Source organism: Streptomyces sp. NBC_01474, from assembly GCF_035918215.1.
Taxonomy (GTDB): domain Bacteria; phylum Actinomycetota; class Actinomycetes; order Streptomycetales; family Streptomycetaceae; genus Streptomyces; species Streptomyces aureus.
Map to the genome: position 1 here is coordinate 7,404,355 of NZ_CP109449.1, position 16,941 is coordinate 7,421,295.

Below are 16,941 nucleotides of genomic sequence, written 5' to 3' on the forward strand. Positions count from 1 at the left end.
CAGCAAGTTCCACCCCTTCTGAGTGACCCGCGGCGCGTTAGGCACCCTCCCCGCGCGACCTCAAATAGCGTCCAGTAGGGTTTGGTCCGCATAAACATCCAAACCCCTGCCCGTGTGCCAGGGCGGCGAGCGACCAGCGAGACGGCCGTAGCCAACCAGCGCGGGCGAGACTCTCGGGAAGGCGCTACGTGAGTCCCAACGGCTCCGACCGCTCGTCGCGGCGCCCGATGCGGCGGAAGCTGCCGCAGGTGCTGACTGCGGGCCTGATCCTGGTAACCGCTACTGGTTGCACATACAAGGACTTCCCTCGTCTTGGTATGCCGACCCCGGTTACGGAAGAAGGTCCCAGGATCCTCTCCCTCTGGCAGGGCTCGTGGGCGGCAGCGCTCGCCACGGGTGTCCTTGTCTGGGGCCTGATCCTGTGGAGCATCATCTTCCACCGGCGCAGCCGCACCAAGATCGAGGTACCAACGCAGACGCGGTACAACATGCCGCTAGAGGCGCTGTACACGGTTGTACCGCTCATCATCGTCTCGGTCCTCTTCTACTTCACGGCACGAGACGAGTCGAAGCTCCTCAGCCTCGCGGACAAGCCGGCCCACACCATCAACGTGGTCGGCTATCAGTGGAGCTGGGGCTTCAACTACGTCGAGAACGTGCCCGGCTCCACGGGTGACGCGAAGACCTCGAAGGAACTGGCCGGTATTCCGGACCGCTTCATCGAGGACTTCCCGGCGAACGCCGGCGGCGTCTACGAGGCCGGTACGCCGGCATCGAGGAACCCGCAGACGAAGAACCCCGGCCCCACCCTCTGGCTCCCCAAGGGCGAGAAGGTCCGGTTCGTCCTCACCTCGCGCGACGTCATCCACGACTTCTGGGTGGTGCCGTTCCTGATGAAGCAGGACGTCATTCCGGGCCACACCAACGCCTTCGAGGTGACTCCCAACCGGGAGGGCACCTTCCTGGGCAAGTGCGCCGAGCTCTGCGGCGTCGACCACTCGCGCATGCTGTTCAACGTGAAGGTCGTCTCTCCTGAGCGCTACCAGCAGCACCTCAAGGACCTCGCGAAGAAGGGGCAGACCGGTTACATCCCGTCCGGCATCGCGCAGACGAGCCACGAGAAGAACCGGGAGACGAACAACCTGTGAGCATCCTCAACGAACCCCAGGGTGCCGCCGCAGCTGACGACTCGTACGAGAACGAGCTGCCGGTCAGGCGCAAGCAGCCGGGGAATGTCGTCGTCAAGTGGCTGACCACCACTGACCACAAGACGATCGGCACGCTCTACCTGGTCACGTCGTTCGCGTTCTTCTGCATCGGCGGACTCATGGCGCTCTTCATGCGCGCCGAACTCGCTCGTCCCGGCAACCAGATCATGTCGAACGAGCAGTTCAACCAGGCGTTCACGATGCACGGCACGATCATGCTGCTGATGTTCGCGACGCCGCTGTTCGCCGGATTCGCGAACTGGATCATGCCGCTGCAGATCGGCGCGCCCGACGTGGCGTTCCCGCGGCTGAACATGTTCGCGTACTGGCTGTACCTCTTCGGCTCGCTCATCGCGGTCGGCGGCTTCCTCACCCCGCAGGGTGCGGCCGACTTCGGCTGGTTCGCCTACAGCCCGCTCTCGGACGCCGTCCGCTCGCCGGGCATCGGCGCCGACATGTGGATCATGGGTCTGGCCTTCTCCGGCTTCGGCACGATCCTCGGCTCGGTCAACTTCATCACCACGATCATCTGCATGCGCGCGCCCGGCATGACGATGTTCCGTATGCCGATCTTCGTGTGGAACGTGCTGCTGACCGGTGTGCTGGTCCTGCTGGCCTTCCCGGTCCTGGCCGCCGCGCTGTTCGCCCTGGAGGCGGACCGCAAGTTCGGTGCCCATGTGTTCGACGCCAGTAATGGCGGCGCCTTGCTATGGCAACACCTCTTCTGGTTCTTCGGCCATCCAGAGGTGTACATCATCGCGTTGCCATTCTTCGGAATCATTTCCGAAGTGATCCCGGTGTTCTCGAGAAAGCCGATGTTCGGCTACTCGGGCCTGATCGGCGCGACCATCGCGATCGCGGGTCTCTCCGTGACCGTGTGGGCGCACCACATGTACGTCACCGGTGGCGTGCTGTTGCCGTTCTTCTCCTTCATGACGTTCCTCATCGCCGTACCAACAGGCGTGAAGTTCTTCAACTGGATCGGCACGATGTGGAAGGGCTCACTGTCCTTCGAGACACCGATGCTCTGGACGATCGGCTTCCTGATCACCTTCGTCTTCGGTGGTCTGACCGGCGTCATCCTGGCGGCCCCGCCGCTGGACTTCCACGTCTCGGACTCGTACTTCGTCGTCGCGCACTTCCACTACGTCGTCTTCGGCACCGTGGTCTTCGCGATGTTCGCCGGATTCCACTTCTGGTGGCCGAAGTTCACGGGCAAGATGCTCGACGAGCGGCTCGGCAAGATCACGTTCTGGACGCTGTTCATCGGCTTCCACGGCACGTTCCTGGTGCAGCACTGGCTGGGCGTCGAGGGCATGCCGCGTCGTTACGCGGACTACCTCGCGGCCGACGGATTCACCGCGCTGAACACGATCTCGACGATCTCCTCGTTCCTGCTCGGTCTGTCGATCCTGCCGTTCTTCTACAACGTGTGGAAGACCGCCAAGTACGGCAAGAAGGTCGAGGTCGACGACCCGTGGGGCTACGGCCGTTCACTCGAATGGGCGACGTCCTGCCCGCCGCCGCGGCACAACTTCCTCACCCTGCCGCGCATTCGCAGTGAATCGCCGGCGTTCGACCTGCACCACCCGGAGATCGCCGCGATGGACCAGCTCCAGAACGGCGGCCACGGGGGCAACGCTCTCTCCGGTGGCAAGGAGGCCGGCAAGTGAAGGTCCAAGGCAAGATGTTCATCTGGCTGAGCGTCTTCGTGCTCGCCATGGCGATCGTCTACGGCGTGTGGTCGAAGGAGCCCGCCGGAACCACGGCGCTCTTCCTGGCCTTCGGCCTGTGCATCATGGTCGGCTACTACCTGGCCTTCACGGCCCGGCGGCTCGACACAGGTGCGCAGGACAACAAGGAGGCCGATGTCGCGGACGACGCCGGTGAGGTGGGCTTCTTCAGCCCGCACAGCTGGCAGCCGCTCGCCCTGGCCATCGGTGGTGCGCTCGGTTTCATGGGCGTCATCTTCGGCTGGTGGCTGATGTACTTCTCGGCCCCGATCATCCTGATCGGCCTGTGGGGCTGGGTCTTCGAGTACTACCGCGGCGAGAACCGGACTCAGTAGGGTCCGGCCGACGCCGAAGGGCCCGGACATTCCTGACGGAGTGTCCGGGCCCTTTCCCGTGCCCCGCACCGGCCGTGCCTCGGACGGCCCAATCGACGCGCCACGAACAGCCAGGGTTCATACCGTGTTGGTCATGAACCACTCACCGAGAATTCGCACGGTAATGGGCTGCACTCTGCTGGTGACCGCACTCGGTGCGAGCGTCACGGCCTGCGGCAGCTCCAGTCACCCGCTCTCCGCCAAGCCGTACGACGCGGCGAGCGAGATCAGCTTCGCCGGGGAGTCCGGGAGCAAGAAGGCCGACCCGAACAAGCCGATAGAGATCACCTCGGAGGGCGATGAAGCACGCATCACCGATGTCACTGCCACCGATTCCATAGGCCGCTATGTCGCGGGTGAACTGTCCGCCGACGGCAGCAGGTGGCACAGCACCGCCCCGCTCGCCGCTGACGCGCACTACACGGTGAACGTGAGCACCGAGGACGAAGACGGCGCGCCGGGCCGCAAGGTCCTCACCTTCGACACGGGCCACCCGGGCAAGAACAAGTCCCTGAAGGTCACCTTCGGCCCCGATGCCGGAAAGTACGGCGTCGGACAGCCCGTCACCGCCGTACTCAGCGCCCCCGTCAAGGACAAGGCCGCACGGGCCGTCGTGGAGAGGGGCCTGAAGGTCGACTCGGAGCCCGCCGTGGCGGGCTCCTGGACGTGGGTGGACGACAAGACGCTGCACTACCGCCCCGAGGAGTACTGGCCCGCAGGCGCCACCTTGGAGGCGCACAGCACCCTCAACGGCATCAAGGTCGGCGACCGCCTCTGGGGCGGCACATCCAAGGCCCTTCGCCTCACCATCGGCGACCGAATAGAGGCCGTGACCGACGCCGCCTCGCACCAGATGACGGTCTACCGCAACGGCCGAGTGATCAACACGATCCCCGTCACCACCGGCAAGCCCGGCTTCGAGACCCGCAACGGCGTCAAGGTCGTGCTCGGCAAGGAACGCTTCGTACGGATGCGCAGCACCAGCATCGGCATTGCCGAGGGCTCGTCGGACTCGTACGACATGGACGTGTACTTCGCGACCCGGGTGACCTGGAGCGGCGAATACGTGCACGCCGCCCCCTGGTCCGCGGGCTCGCAGGGATTTGCCAACGTCAGCCACGGCTGCACCGGCATGAGCACCAGCAACGCCGAGTGGTTCTTCAACACCTTCCGCATCGGCGACATCGTGAAGGTCGTCAACAGCAACGGCGCGCAGATGGACCCGTTCGGCAACGGCTTCGGCGACTGGAACCTCAGCTGGAAGAACTGGGAGAAGGGCAGCGCCATACAGGCGGTCGCGACGGACGGCGGCCAGGGTGGCGTCCAGGCGGCCCGGCTGAGCCCCGAGGTGTGAGACTTCTGACTCCGGACCACACACGGAAGGGGCGACCCGCGGCAGCGCTGCGGGTCGCCCTGTCGGCGTACCGAAGCGCCCTACGCCTCCACGGCGCTCCGCGAGCGCAGCAGAGCGGCCAGTGCGCCTGCGAACTCCACCGGGTCGACCGGCAGCGTCACAGCGGCCTCGGCGCGGCTCCAGGTGGCCAGCCAGGCGTCCTGCGGGCGGCCCATCAGGAGCAGCACCGGCGGGCAGTGGAAGATCTCGTCCTTGATCTGCCGGCAGACGCCCATGCCGCCCGCTGGAACGGCCTCGCCGTCCAGGACGCAGACGTCGATGCCGCCGCGGTCCAGTTCCTTGAGGACCGCCGGGAGCGTGGCGCACTCGACGAACTCGATCTCGGGGGCGTCGGCGGCGGGCCTGCGCCCGGTCGCGAGGCGGACCTGTTCGCGGGTGCTTGCGTTGTCGCTGTAGACCAGGACCGTCGCGGTCGACTGCATCGTTCCTCCGAGACTTCGGCGTCTTTGACTCATCAAGGTGGGGAAGCGTTGCGCGGAGCCTACTCCTCCCGACACCCCGTCAACACCGGTTCGGACACCGCCCTGATGGGCCATACGGGCTGGACACACCCCACAGACACTCCGAACGGCACCCCCCGGAGTGAGCGCGAGATAAGCGACCGACATAATGTCGGTCGTGGCGACAGCAACGACAGTAGAAACCGGGCACGCGCACCCGTCGGTCAATCGGCCGAACCTCACCAGCGTCGGAACCATCATCTGGCTGAGTTCCGAGCTGATGTTCTTCGCGGCCCTCTTCGCGATGTACTTCACCCTGCGATCGGTGACGGGGCCAGATCACTGGAAGCAAATGGCCGAGTCGCTGAACGTTCCGTTCTCAGCGACGAACACCACGATCCTGGTGCTCTCCTCACTGACCTGTCAGCTCGGCGTGTTCGCCGCCGAGCGCGGGGATGTGAAGAAGCTCAGGACATGGTTCATCGTCACCTTCATCATGGGTGCGATCTTCATCGGCGGTCAGATCTTCGAGTACACCGAACTGGTCAAGAAGGACGGACTCTCGCTGTCCTCCGACCCGTACGGCTCGGTGTTCTACCTGACGACTGGCTTCCATGGACTGCACGTGACAGGCGGCCTCATCGCCTTCCTGTTCGTCCTCGGCCGTACATACGCGGCCAGGAAGTTCACCCATGAGCAGGCGACCGCAGCCATCGTCGTGTCCTATTACTGGCACTTCGTCGATGTCGTCTGGATCGGCCTTTTCGCCACGATCTACTTGATCAAGTAGTCGCTACGTCGATCACGACGTACCGACTCGTCCAGCAAGCACCGACGCAGAAGATCCTGACACCGGGGTAATCCGTGAAAAAGCTCTCCGCACGACGACGCCATCCGCTGGCGGCGGTCGTCGTCCTACTCCTCGCGCTGGCGGCCACCGGGGGGCTGTACGCCGCGTTCGCACCCGCGAGCAAGGCGCAGGCCGACGAAACCGCCCAGTCCCTCGCCATCGACGAGGGCAAGAAGCTCTACGCCGTCGGCTGCGCCAGCTGCCACGGCACCGGCGGTCAGGGCAGCTCTGACGGTCCGCCGCTGACGGGCGTGGGCGCCGCGGCCGTCGACTTCCAGGTCGGCACCGGGCGCATGCCTGCGCAGCAGCCCGGCGCGCAGATCCCGAAGAAGAAGGTCATTTACTCGCAGGCCGAGATCGACCAGCTCGCGGCGTACGTCGCCTCGCTCGGTGCCGGTCCGACCGTCCCGACGAAGAACCAGGTCAGCCCGGAGGGTGCGGACATCGCCAACGGTGGCGAGCTGTTCCGTACCAACTGCGCGCAGTGCCACAACTTCACCGGTGAGGGCGGCGCGCTGACACACGGCAAGTTCGCGCCGAGCCTGGAGGGCGTGAGCCCGAAGCACATCTACGAGGCCATGCAGACGGGCCCGCAGAACATGCCGTCCTTCCCCGACACCACGATGCCGGAGAAGAACAAGAAGGACATCATCGCGTACATCAACGCGGTCAACGGCGACGAGACCGAGAGCCCCGGCGGTCTGAACCTGGGCGGGCTCGGCCCCGTCAGTGAAGGCCTGTTCGCCTGGATCTTCGGTCTCGGCGCACTGATCGCCGTCGCCGTCTGGGTCGCCGCTCGGACCGCAAAGGCCAAGAAGTCATGAGTAGCCAAGAGATTCCAGAAGAGAACCTGCCCAGCGCGCAGGACGCCGACCAGCCACACGGCTCGGTCGCGGTGAAGGACGACCCCTTCGCCGATCCGGGGCTGCCGCCCCACGAGCACCGGGTCCAGGACATCGACGAGCGGGCCGCCAAGCGCTCCGAGCGCGTGGTCGCCTTCCTGTTCGTGCTCTCGATGCTCGCCACGGTCGCCTTCATCGCCTCGTACGTGACGATCAAGGCCGACAAGAGCGTCTACATCTGGCCGATCGGGCACATCAGCGCGCTGAACTTCGCGCTCGGTATGACGCTCGGCGTGGCCCTGTTCTGCATCGGCGCGGGCGCGGTCCACTGGGCCCGCACCCTGATGTCCGACGTGGAGGTCGCCGACGACCGCCACGAGATCTCGGCCGAGCCCGCGGTCAAGGCGAAGGTCCTGGCGGACTTCAAGCAGGGCGCCAAGGAGTCGCAGTTCGGCCGGCGCAAGCTGATCCGCAACACGCTCTTCGGCGCGGTCGCGATGGTCCCGCTCTCCGGCATCGTCCTCCTTCGTGACCTCGGTCCGCTGCCGGAGGACAAGCTCCGGCACACCGCGTGGAAGAAGGGCAAGCTCCTCGTCAACGTGAGCACGAACCAGCCGATGCGTCCTTCGGACATCGTGGTCGGCTCGCTCACCTTCGCCAAGCCCGAGGGCCTGGAGGAGACGGACGAGGACTTCCAGCAGGTCATGGGCAAGGCCGCCCTGCTGCTGGTCCGGATCCAGCCTGAAGACATCAAGGACAAGCAAGAGCTCGCGTGGGGCCACGAGGGTGTCGTCGCGTACTCGAAGGTCTGCACCCACGTGGGCTGCCCGATCTCCCTGTACGAGCAGCAGACGCACCACGTGCTCTGCCCCTGTCACCAGTCCACCTTCGACCTCTCCGACGGCGCCCGCGTCATCTTCGGTCCCGCCGGCCACGCGCTTCCGCAGCTGCGTATCGGCGTGAGCGACGAGGGTTACCTGCAGGCGCTCGGCGACTTCGCAGAGCCCGTCGGTCCTGCCTTCTGGGAGCGCGGATGAGCACTACGACGACCAACGACGCGTCCTCGCGCGAGAAGGCGCCCGCCGGTGAGCGGGTGGCCGACTGGGCGGACGGCCGGCTCGGGATCTACTCCCTGGCCAAGGCCAACATGCGCAAGATCTTCCCGGACCACTGGTCCTTCATGCTCGGTGAGATCTGCCTCTACAGCTTCATCATCATCATCCTCACGGGTGTGTACCTGACGCTGTTCTTCCACCCGTCGATGAACGAGGTGACGTACCACGGCAGCTATGTCCCGCTCCAGGGGCAGCTGATGTCGGAGGCGTTCAACTCGACCATGCACATCTCCTTCGAGGTGCGCGGTGGTCTGCTGATCCGGCAGATCCACCACTGGGCGGCGCTGATCTTCCTCGCCGGCATGTTCGTGCACATGATGCGCGTGTTCTTCACGGGCGCGTTCCGCAAGCCGCGTGAGATCAACTGGCTGTTCGGCTTCCTGCTGTTCGTCCTCGGCATGTTCACCGGCTTCACCGGTTACTCGCTCCCGGACGACCTGCTCTCCGGCACCGGTGTCCGCTTCATGGAGGGCGCGGTCCTGTCCGTGCCGATCGTCGGCACGTACCTGTCGTTCTTCCTCTTCGGCGGCGAGTTCCCGGGCGGCGACTTCGTCGCGCGGTTCTACTCGGTCCACATCCTGCTGCTGCCGGGCATCATGCTCGGCCTGGTGGTCGGCCACCTGATCCTGGTCTTCTACCACAAGCACACGCAGTTCGCGGGCCCCGGAAAGACGAACAAGAACGTCGTCGGCATGCCGCTGCTGCCGGTCTACATGGCCAAGGCGGGCGGCTTCTTCTTCCTGGTCTTCGGTGTCATCGCGGTCATCGCCGCGATCGCGTCGATCAACCCGATCTGGGCCATCGGCCCGTACCGGATCGACCAGGTCTCCACCGGCGCGCAGCCCGACTGGTACATGGGCTTCTCCGAGGGCCTGATCCGCTTCATGCCGGGCTGGGAGATCAACCTCTGGGGTCACACGCTCGTCCTGGGTGTGTTCATCCCGCTGATCATCTTCCCGCTGGTCCTGGTGGCCATCGCGGTCTACCCGTTCATCGAGTCCTGGGTCACCGGCGACAAGCGTGAGCACCACATCCTGGACCGCCCGCGCAACGTCCCGACCCGGACCGCGTTCGGTGCCGCCTGGATCAGCTGGTACTTCGTCCTGCTCGTCGGTGGCGGTAACGACCTCTGGGCCACGCACTTCCACCTGTCGATCAACGCGATCACCTGGTTCGTGCGCATCGGGTTCTTCATCGTGCCCGTGCTGGTCTTCGTCGCCACCAAGCGGATCTGCCTCGGCCTCCAGCGCCGCGACAAGGACAAGGTGCTGCATGGACGCGAGTCCGGCCTCATCAAGCGCCTGCCGCACGGTGAGTTCATCGAGGTCCACGAGCCGCTCGGGTCCGACGCCCTGCACACCCTCACCGCGCACGAGCAGTACGCGCCGCTCGAGATCGGCCCGACGGTCGACGAGAACGGTGTGGAGCGCAAGGTGTCCGGTACGGAGAAGCTGCGGGCCAAGCTCTCCGAGGGGATGTACGGCGAGGAGAGCCAGATCCCCAAGCCGACTGTCGAGGAGTACAAGGAGATCACCAGCGGCCACGGCCACCACTGATCACCTGAACTGACCTCCCTCACTCTCGGCTTCGTTCGAGCGGGGGACCCCATGGTCGCCACGGTGAGAGCCCCGTCCAGGCACTGGACGGGGCTCTTTGCCGCTCTCCGGGCTGGATAGGGTGGCCTTGTTCCCATACACACGAAAAACCAGGAGCGGCAGATGAATGCTGTGACCCCCGCAGGAGGCAATACCGCGGCGGGCCGTTCCTGGCCCCAGATCCTGAACGGCCTCCTCGAAGGGCGCGACCAGAGCGCCGACGACACCGCCTGGGCCATGGACCGCATCATGCGGGGCGAGGCCACGGACGCGCAGATCGCAGGCTTCGCGGTGGCCATGCGCGCCAAGGGTGAGACCGTCGAGGAGATCTCCGGCCTCGTACGGGCCATGTACGAGCACGCGAACGTGATCGAGGTCCCGGGCGACACGGTCGACATCGTCGGCACGGGCGGCGACGGCGCCAAGACGGTGAACATCTCCACGATGTCGGCCATCGTCATCGCGGGCGCGGGCGCCAAGGTCGTCAAGCACGGCAACCGCGCCGCCTCGTCGGCGTCCGGCGCCTCGGACGTCCTGGAGAAGCTCGGCGTGAACCTGGAGCTGACCCCGAAGAGGGTGGTCGAGGTCGCGGAGGAGGCGGGGATCACGTTCTGCTTCGCCGTGAAGTTCCACCCGGCACTGCGGCACGTGGCGGCGGCGCGCGGCCAGCTGGGCATCCGCACGACGTTCAACTTCCTCGGTCCGCTGACCAACCCGGCCAAGGTGCGGGCGCAGGCCGTCGGGGTCGCCGACGCGCGGATGGCGCCCATCGTGGCCGGTGTCTTCGCCGAGCGCGGTCACTCGTCGCTCGTCTTCCGCGGCGACGACGGTCTGGACGAGCTGACGACGGCGGCGACGTCGCGGATCTGGGTGGTCCGGGACGGCGCCGTGCGCGAGGAGGCCTTCGACCCGAGGGACGTCGGCCTCGAGCTGGTGCCGGTGTCCGCGCTGCGCGGCGCCGACGCGTCGTACAACGCGGAGGTCGCCCGCCGCCTCCTGGACGGCGAGAGGGGCCCGGTACGGGACGCGGTCCTCCTCAACTCGGCGGCGGCGCTCGTCGCTCTCACGCCCGGTGACGGCCCTCTGACCGACCAGATCCGGGCCGGCATGGTCCGCGCCGCCGAGTCGATCGACTCGGGCTCGGCGAAGCGGACGCTGGAGCGCTGGGTGGCGGCCAGCAACGCGTGAGCGCGTAGGGCATGGATGGTGGGGAGGTGCGGGCCGGTGCCTCCCCACCACGCTCCGTCCGGGATGCGGACACTCTGTTGCGATGAAGCGATCAGCTGGCATACTTCTCGGCAGGTCATGAGTGACAGCGATTAGGCCCCGGCTCGCTGTCCGGCAACCCTCCGTCCGTGGCGGGGTGCCCCGGGTGAAGACCAGGCAGTGCACAGCAAGGTGCTCTGCAAGCGCGGACCCCTGCACACCCTGGGGTCCTGGTCCTCAAGGGAGCAGTCTCGTGAGCAAGCGAATGCGATAGGGCATCTCCGCCCCACCTCCGCACACCCTTTTCCTTTTCGGCTGCGCCGTCGAGCCATCGGCTCCGGCGTGGTCAATTCGCTTGTCTCTCACGGGAGTTCGCCATGTCTGTCTCCACCGCTGCCGCCGACCAGTCGCTTTGTACCCCTCTGCCGGTTCTCGGACGGGATGTCACCGTTCCGCTCGTCACCGGGGGCGAGGTCACCTACGCGGCCCTCGACTACGCGGCCAGCGCCCCGGCGCTCCAGCGGGTCTGGGACGACGTGGCGGCCTACGCGCCGTACTACGGCAGCGTGCACCGCGGCGCCGGGTACCTGTCGCAGCTGTCGACCGACCTCTTCGAGAACTCCCGCGTGACCGTCGCCGAGTTCCTCGGCTGCCGCGCGGACGACCAGGTGATCTTCACCCGCTCGACCACCGACTCGCTCAACCTGCTCGCCGCCGTGCTCCCCGCCGACTGCGAGGTCTTCGTCTTCGAGACCGAGCACCACGCCTCGCTCCTGCCGTGGCGCGACGCCCGCGTGACGTACCTGAACGCGCCGCGCACGCCCGGCGAGGCCGTCCAGACCCTGGAGAGCGCCCTCGCCGGCCGCGACCCGTACGGGCCCGCCCTGGTGTGCGTCACGGGCGCCTCGAACGTCACCGGCGAACTGTGGCCCGTCCGTGAGCTCGCCGCCGCGGCCCACGCCCACGGCGCCCGTATCGTCCTCGACGCCGCGCAGCTCGCCCCGCACCACCCCGTCGACATCCAGGACCTCGACGTCGACTGGGTCGCCTTCTCCGGGCACAAGCTGTACGCGCCCTTCGGCTCCGGCGTCCTCGCCGGCCGGGCCGACTGGCTCCAGGCCTCCGAGCCGTACCTCGCCGGCGGCGGCGCCTCCCGCAAGGTCGCGCGGCGCGCCGACGGCGGTGTGGACGTCGAGTGGCACGACAGCGCGGCCCGCCACGAGGCCGGTTCGCCGAACGTCATCGGCGTCTACTCCATCGCCTCCGCCTGCAAGGCCCTCACCGAGGCGGGCTTCGACTCGCTCGTCGCCCGTGAGCAGTACCTGATCGGCAGGGTCCGTGACGGGCTCGCCGCCGTGCCCGAGGTGAAGGTGCTCTCGCTGTTCGGCGACGACGCCCCGCGCGTCGGCGTCATCTCCTTCGTCGTCGACGGCTGGAACAGCTCGCACTTCGCGGCCGCGCTCTCCGCCGAGTACGGCATCGGGGTGCGCGACGGCCTCTTCTGTGCCCACCCGCTCGTGCGCACCCTGCTGGGCAGCGACCCGCAGTCGCAGGGGGAGTGCGGGGCGCCCGAGGCCGCGCCCGGCGAGAAGTCCCTCAACGCGATCCGCGTCAGCTTCGGCGCCGGCACCCCGGACGAGCACGTCGAGCGCTTCGTCCGCGCCGTCACCGAGCTGGTCCGCGACGGTGCGCGCTGGAACTACCGCACGGAGGACGGGCGTTGCGTCCCCGCGGTGTGATCCGCGTACCGCACCGGACATGACGAAGGCCGCCCCTCGGGGCGGCCTTCGGTCGTCAGACGGACGGGATCAGGAGTCGAGCCCGATCGCGAACGCCGCCTCCAGGTCGTGCTGCGAGTACGTGCGGAACGCGACGTGCGTGTCCGTCGCCTCCACGCCCGGGATCTTGCTGATCTTCCCGGGGATGACGTCCGCCAGGTCGTCGTGGCGCGCGACGCGCACCATGGCGATCAGGTCGTACGTACCGGTCACGGAGAAGACCTCGCTGACGCTGTCGAGGGCGGCGATCGACTCGGCGATCTCGGGGATCCGGTCCACGCTGGTCTTGATGAGCACGATCGCGGTGATCACGGCTGGCTGTCTCCCTCGGTGGCCGTGGCTGGGGCTGCTTTCACTCTAGCCCTCCCGTCTCCCGCCCCCGTCCCTGCGCAGAAGCGCTGCGCGCACCCCTCCTTTCCCCCGGTAGCGCACCCATGCGTAGAGGAATCCGACGGAGAACCCGACCAGGTGTGCCAGGTACGCGACCCCGGGCCCCTGGCTGCCCTGCCCCGCCGCGGCCCACTGGAGCGCCACCCAGAACGGCAGCACCACCCACGCGGGAAACCGCAGCGGCAGGAAGAACAGGAACGGGAACAGGCTCGTCACGCGCGCCCCGGGGAAGAGGTACAGGAACGCCCCGAGCACCGCGGAGATCGCCCCTGAGGCGCCCACCAGGGTCTGCTCGGAGCCCGCGTGCGCGATCGCGTAGCCGAGCAGCGCCACGCAGCCGGAGAGCAGGTAGAAGAGCGCGAACTGGAGGTGGCCCATACGTTCTTCGACCATCGCGCCGAAGACGTACAGGAAGAGCATGTTGCCGAGCAGGTGCAGCCAGCTGCCGTGGACGAAGAGGGCCGTGACGGTGGTGAGCGCGGCGCGTGGGGAGCCGGTGAGCAGCTGGGAGGGGATCACGCCCCAGCGGGCGAAGTAGTCGCTCTGCGCGGCGAGCAGCCGGTCGCCGGTGCCGTAGACGGGGTTGAACCCGGACGCCGGGGACAGCAGGAAGGCCACGCAGCACAGCACGATCAGCCCGTACGTCACCGGCGCCGGCTGGTTCCTGACAGCCGACCTGACCGTCCTGCCCGCCGCCGTACCCCAATTGTCGATCATGTGCCAGATCATGACGTAACGGTGCACACCTGCCCAGACGGCCTGCCGGGATTCCCCACTGTGGACGCCCGCGCGGGGGGTCCCCGTCAGGCCGTAGGGTTACGGGCACCACGCACCACGGAAAACGTACGACCCCGAAAGAAGGCGACAGCCCCGATGACGGTTCCCCTGCCGACCGCCGAGACCCGTTGGCGCTGCACTCTCTGCGGCAACCTCACGCGCTTCGACGTGACCCGCTCGTCGAAGGTCGTCGAATACGTGCACCTCGACCTCGCCGGTGACCCGAAGGTGGAGGAGCGCGAGGTGGTCAGTGAGACCATCGAGTCGGTCCGCTGCCGCTGGTGCAACGCGGTGGATCAGGTCGAACTCGTGGACAGGCCGGGTGCCGGCTCCTGAGAGGGAGCGGAACCCCCAGAAATTACGGACATTGGGGTGACGGATGGTGGAGAGCGAAGGCGGGGAGGCCGGGGACGGCACCGCTGAGGTGCTCGACCGGCCGTTGCCCGAGGGTGTGCGGCGCCGGGTCGTGCAGATCGTCTCGGACGGCTTCGGCGGGCTGACGGTCGCCGAACTGCCGCCCCAGTTGCGGCAGTATGCGCGCTTCACCCCGACCCGGCGCGCCAAGTTCGCCGGCAATGCGATGGCCGCCGCCGTGGAGGGCGACACGCTCTTCCGCCAGCGCATCGGCGAACGTCTCAGAGAGGCCCAGCCGGAGCTCGCCGCTGCCCTGGACTCCGGGGCGCCGCTGCCCGCCGCCGACCCCTTCGACGTGGCCGCCGCGGCCTATGTGCTGCGGCCCACGGGCTGGGTGAAGCTCGTCGCGGCCGCCGGCGAGGAGGCCGTGCGAGCCGACGCCGAACGCGCCGACGAGGAGACGAAGGCCGAGCTGGAGCGGCTGCGCGCGGAGGTCGAGGCCGCCCGTGAGCAGACCAGGTCCGAGACCGAACGGCTGCGCACGGAGCTGGAGTCGGCGAAGAAGGAGGCCGAGTCCCTCCACCGCAAGCTGCGCAGCGCGCTCAGTGACGTCAAGCGTGGCGAGGCGGCCCTGCGCAAGGTCCACGGCGAGACCGAGGCCGTACGGGCGGAGACGCATGCGCAGCTGTCCGCCGCCGACAGCGAGACGCGGCGGCTCAAGGCCCGGCTGGGTGAGACGGAGGCGGCGCTCGAGGCCTCCCGCAAGGCGGCGCGCGAGGGCCGCAGCGTCGAGGACATGCGCGTACGGCTGCTGCTCGACACCGTCCTGGAGTCCGCCCAGGGGCTGCGCCGCGAGCTGGCGCTGCCGCCGGTGTCAGTGCGCCCCGCCGAGACCGTGGACGCCGTCGAACCCGGGCGGATGTCGCCCAAGGACATCGCGGCCCGCGCCCTGTCCGAGCACGACCCCGCCATCCTGGACCAGCTGCTCGCCCTGCCGCAGGCCCATCTCGTGGTCGACGGCTACAACGTCACCAAGACCGGCTATCCGACGATGCCGCTGGAGAAGCAGCGGCTGAGGCTGCTCGGCTCGCTCTCCCAGCTCGCCGCGCAGACCGGCGCCGAGGTCACCTGTGTCTTCGACGGGGCCGAACTCGCCGCGCCCGTACTGCTCGCGCCGCCGCGCGGGGTGCGTGTGCTCTTCTCGAAGGCGGGTGTGACCGCTGACGAACTGATCCGCCAGCTGGTGCGCGCCGAGCCCTCCGGGCGGCCCGTGGTGGTCGTCTCCACGGACCGCGAGGTGGCCGACGGGGTGGCCAAGTCGGGCGCCCGCCCCGTCGCCTCCGTGATGCTTCTGAAGCGTCTCTCGCACGCCTGACGACCGCCGCGCAGGTTCCGGCCCTTCGCCGCATAGGCAACGTAGGTCTCATACGTAACCTCTGGGCCTGATGCCCGAATTGGCGGATCGTTTACGCAACGTAGTGTCAAACGAGCATTACCGCACGTGAGTTGCGTGCAAAGAATGCGCTCGGTGACCGACTTTTTTCCCGTCAGGATTTGAACTGATCACAGGAAGGTCACTAAGGTCTGGCCTCGAACCTCCGCTCGGGTGATCGCTCATCGGGAGTGACGGCAGAGGGTCACCGCCCACCGGCGTGTCGGTAGGCGGCTGGAGGAAGAAGGAGCTCGCCTTCGTGGCGTCCCACCGTCGACCCAAGCAGCCGAGCCGCACCCGTGTGACCGTGCTCACCGCAACCGCCGCCGCAGCCGTGGCCCTCACGTCGCAGGGCGCGCAGGCCGCGCCGAAGCCGACCAAGAGCGAGGTCAAGGCCAAGGTCGACAAGCTCTACGAAGACGCGGGCCTGGCCACCGACAAGTACAACGGGGCCAAGGAGAAGCAGAAGAAGCTCGAGAAGGAGATCGGCGACCTCCAGGACAAGGTCGCCCGCGGCCAGGAGGACCTCAACACGCTGCGTTCCGGCCTCGGTTCGATGGCCAGCGCCCAGTACCGCTCCGGCGGCATCGACCCCTCCGTCCAGCTCTTCCTCTCCGCCGACCCGGACGACTTCCTGGACAAGGCCTCCACGCTCGACCAGCTCAGCGGTCAGCAGGTCGAGGCCCTGAAGAAGATCCAGGAGAAGCAGCGTTCGCTGGCGCAGGAGCGCCAGGAGGCCGCCGACAAGCTCAAGGACCTCGCCGACACCCGCACGGAACTCGGCAAGAAGAAGCGGCAGGTCCAGAGCAAGCTCAGCGCCGCGCAGAAGCTCCTCAACACCCTCACCGCCGCCGAGCGGCGGAAGATGGCCGAGGACGACGCCCGCGCGAGTCGCTCGGCCAGCGCCCGCGTCGACCTGGGCAACGAGGTCCCGGCCTCCCAGTGGGGCGCCGCCGCCCTGAACGCCGCCGCCACCCAGATCGGCAAGCCGTACGTCTCCGGCGGCACCGGCCCCAACTCCTACGACTGCTCAGGGCTCACCCAGTTTGCCTACGGACAGGCCGGTGTGGGCATAACCCGGACCACGTACACGCAGCAGAACGACGGCACGAAGATCGGCATGAGCCAGCTCAAGCCCGGCGACCTGGTCTTCTTCAACAACCTCGCGCACGTGGGCCTGTACGCCGGCAACGGCCAGGTGCTGCACGCCCCGCACCCCGGCGCCGTCGTCCGCTACGAGTCGATGAGCACCGTCGGTTCCTTCATGTTCGGCGTCCGTATCGGAGGCTGACAGCGGCGCCCGATAACGCGCCCGTTCGGGCGAATTCCGGCATCACCCGCTGACCCCACGCCCCGCCCATGACCTGCGTCATAGGCGGGGCGTCGCGTTTTCCGCCCCCAGCGGTCGTTGGCCGCGTCCGCCCCTCGCGGCT

General features: G+C 67.7%; 16 protein-coding genes and 1 riboswitch. Of the genes, 13 read left to right on the forward strand and 3 right to left on the reverse strand.

Annotated elements, in window-relative coordinates; all coding sequences use genetic code 11:
* Positions 1 to 188 precede the first annotated feature (188 nt).
* The 4 genes from ctaC to OG758_RS33725 all read left to right on the forward strand — a co-directional run bounded on the left by ctaC (position 189) and on the right by OG758_RS33725 (position 4,669).
* Positions 189 to 1,148 carry an aa3-type cytochrome oxidase subunit II gene (gene ctaC, locus OG758_RS33710; protein WP_227294288.1) on the forward strand — a complete coding sequence of 320 codons (960 nt, stop codon included), beginning with the start codon at positions 189 to 191 and terminating at the stop codon, positions 1,146 to 1,148.
* Positions 1,145 to 2,881, forward strand: coding sequence for an aa3-type cytochrome oxidase subunit I (gene ctaD / locus OG758_RS33715; protein WP_116502518.1), 1,737 nt, complete (start codon positions 1,145 to 1,147; stop codon positions 2,879 to 2,881). The genes ctaC and ctaD overlap by 4 nt, the downstream gene beginning before the upstream one ends.
* Positions 2,878 to 3,276 carry a cytochrome c oxidase subunit 4 gene (locus OG758_RS33720; RefSeq protein WP_326713375.1) on the forward strand — a complete coding sequence of 133 codons (399 nt, stop codon included), beginning with the start codon at positions 2,878 to 2,880 and terminating at the stop codon, positions 3,274 to 3,276. The genes ctaD and OG758_RS33720 overlap by 4 nt, the downstream gene beginning before the upstream one ends.
* Positions 3,277 to 3,409: 133 nt before the next feature.
* Positions 3,410 to 4,669, forward strand: coding sequence for a L,D-transpeptidase (locus OG758_RS33725; RefSeq protein ID WP_326713376.1), 1,260 nt, complete (start codon positions 3,410 to 3,412; stop codon positions 4,667 to 4,669).
* 80 nt (positions 4,670 to 4,749) lie between these two features.
* Here the strand turns inward: OG758_RS33725 and OG758_RS33730 are convergent, their stop codons facing one another.
* Complete coding sequence (locus tag OG758_RS33730; RefSeq protein WP_266565108.1) at positions 4,750 to 5,151, reverse strand: hypothetical protein; 402 nt, start codon at positions 5,149 to 5,151, stop codon at positions 4,750 to 4,752.
* Between the two features lie 187 nt (positions 5,152 to 5,338).
* On the opposite strand from OG758_RS33730, the gene ctaE reads away from it, so the two are divergent.
* The 6 genes from ctaE to OG758_RS33760 all read left to right on the forward strand — a co-directional run bounded on the left by ctaE (position 5,339) and on the right by OG758_RS33760 (position 12,516).
* A complete protein-coding gene (ctaE, locus tag OG758_RS33735) occupies positions 5,339 to 5,959 on the forward strand; it encodes an aa3-type cytochrome oxidase subunit III (RefSeq protein ID WP_326713377.1) in 621 nt (206 codons plus the stop codon).
* A gap of 74 nt (positions 5,960 to 6,033) precedes the next feature.
* Positions 6,034 to 6,843, forward strand: coding sequence for a cytochrome bc1 complex diheme cytochrome c subunit (gene qcrC, locus OG758_RS33740; protein ID WP_326713378.1), 810 nt, complete (start codon positions 6,034 to 6,036; stop codon positions 6,841 to 6,843).
* Entirely contained in the window at positions 6,840 to 7,898 is a 1,059-nt protein-coding gene (qcrA, locus tag OG758_RS33745) for a cytochrome bc1 complex Rieske iron-sulfur subunit (protein WP_326713379.1), read from the forward strand. Before qcrC ends, qcrA begins: the two co-directional genes overlap by 4 nt.
* Positions 7,895 to 9,532 carry a cytochrome bc1 complex cytochrome b subunit gene (gene qcrB, locus OG758_RS33750; protein ID WP_326713380.1) on the forward strand — a complete coding sequence of 546 codons (1,638 nt, stop codon included), beginning with the start codon at positions 7,895 to 7,897 and terminating at the stop codon, positions 9,530 to 9,532. The genes qcrA and qcrB overlap by 4 nt, the downstream gene beginning before the upstream one ends.
* A 162-nt stretch (positions 9,533 to 9,694) precedes the next feature.
* Positions 9,695 to 10,759, forward strand: coding sequence for an anthranilate phosphoribosyltransferase (gene trpD, locus OG758_RS33755; RefSeq protein WP_326713381.1), 1,065 nt, complete (start codon positions 9,695 to 9,697; stop codon positions 10,757 to 10,759).
* 113 nt (positions 10,760 to 10,872) lie between these two features.
* Positions 10,873 to 10,989: riboswitch (SAM riboswitch) on the forward strand.
* Between the two features lie 165 nt (positions 10,990 to 11,154).
* On the forward strand, positions 11,155 to 12,516 hold the full coding sequence (locus OG758_RS33760) for an aminotransferase class V-fold PLP-dependent enzyme (protein ID WP_326713382.1): 1,362 nt from the start codon (positions 11,155 to 11,157) through the stop codon (positions 12,514 to 12,516).
* Between the two features lie 69 nt (positions 12,517 to 12,585).
* On the opposite strand, the gene OG758_RS33765 is transcribed toward OG758_RS33760, so the two are convergent.
* Together OG758_RS33765 and OG758_RS33770 are read right to left on the reverse strand one after the other, a co-directional pair.
* A complete protein-coding gene (locus OG758_RS33765) occupies positions 12,586 to 12,867 on the reverse strand; it encodes an Lrp/AsnC family transcriptional regulator (protein WP_100592167.1) in 282 nt (93 codons plus the stop codon).
* Positions 12,868 to 12,912: 45 nt separating this feature from the next.
* Entirely contained in the window at positions 12,913 to 13,662 is a 750-nt protein-coding gene (locus tag OG758_RS33770; protein ID WP_326713383.1) for a rhomboid family intramembrane serine protease, read from the reverse strand.
* 156 nt (positions 13,663 to 13,818) lie between these two features.
* Here OG758_RS33770 and OG758_RS33775 point away from each other — a divergent pair, with 156 nt between their 5' ends.
* The 3 genes from OG758_RS33775 to OG758_RS33785 all read left to right on the forward strand — a co-directional run bounded on the left by OG758_RS33775 (position 13,819) and on the right by OG758_RS33785 (position 16,799).
* Entirely contained in the window at positions 13,819 to 14,058 is a 240-nt protein-coding gene (locus OG758_RS33775; RefSeq protein ID WP_100592168.1) for a hypothetical protein, read from the forward strand.
* 43 nt (positions 14,059 to 14,101) lie between these two features.
* On the forward strand, positions 14,102 to 15,451 hold the full coding sequence (locus OG758_RS33780) for an NYN domain-containing protein (protein WP_326713384.1): 1,350 nt from the start codon (positions 14,102 to 14,104) through the stop codon (positions 15,449 to 15,451).
* A 316-nt stretch (positions 15,452 to 15,767) separates the two neighbouring features.
* Positions 15,768 to 16,799, forward strand: coding sequence for a C40 family peptidase (locus tag OG758_RS33785; RefSeq protein ID WP_326713385.1), 1,032 nt, complete (start codon positions 15,768 to 15,770; stop codon positions 16,797 to 16,799).
* Positions 16,800 to 16,941 lie beyond the last annotated feature (142 nt).

Excerpts from the sequence above, each read along its gene's own strand:
- OG758_RS33725 (WP_326713376.1), top strand. The coding sequence starts at position 3,410 with ATGAACCACTCACCGAGAATTCGCACGGTAATGGGCTGCACTCTGCTG.
- OG758_RS33730 (WP_266565108.1), bottom strand. The coding sequence starts at position 5,151 with ATGCAGTCGACCGCGACGGTCCTGGTCTACAGCGACAACGCAAGCACC.
- ctaE (WP_326713377.1), top strand. The coding sequence starts at position 5,339 with ATGTCGGTCGTGGCGACAGCAACGACAGTAGAAACCGGGCACGCGCAC.
- qcrA (WP_326713379.1), top strand. The coding sequence starts at position 6,840 with ATGAGTAGCCAAGAGATTCCAGAAGAGAACCTGCCCAGCGCGCAGGAC.
- qcrB (WP_326713380.1), top strand. The coding sequence starts at position 7,895 with ATGAGCACTACGACGACCAACGACGCGTCCTCGCGCGAGAAGGCGCCC.
- trpD (WP_326713381.1), top strand. The coding sequence starts at position 9,695 with ATGAATGCTGTGACCCCCGCAGGAGGCAATACCGCGGCGGGCCGTTCC.
- OG758_RS33760 (WP_326713382.1), top strand. The coding sequence starts at position 11,155 with ATGTCTGTCTCCACCGCTGCCGCCGACCAGTCGCTTTGTACCCCTCTG.
- OG758_RS33770 (WP_326713383.1), bottom strand. The coding sequence starts at position 13,662 with ATGATCGACAATTGGGGTACGGCGGCGGGCAGGACGGTCAGGTCGGCT.
- OG758_RS33775 (WP_100592168.1), top strand. The coding sequence starts at position 13,819 with ATGACGGTTCCCCTGCCGACCGCCGAGACCCGTTGGCGCTGCACTCTC.
- OG758_RS33780 (WP_326713384.1), top strand. The coding sequence starts at position 14,102 with ATGGTGGAGAGCGAAGGCGGGGAGGCCGGGGACGGCACCGCTGAGGTG.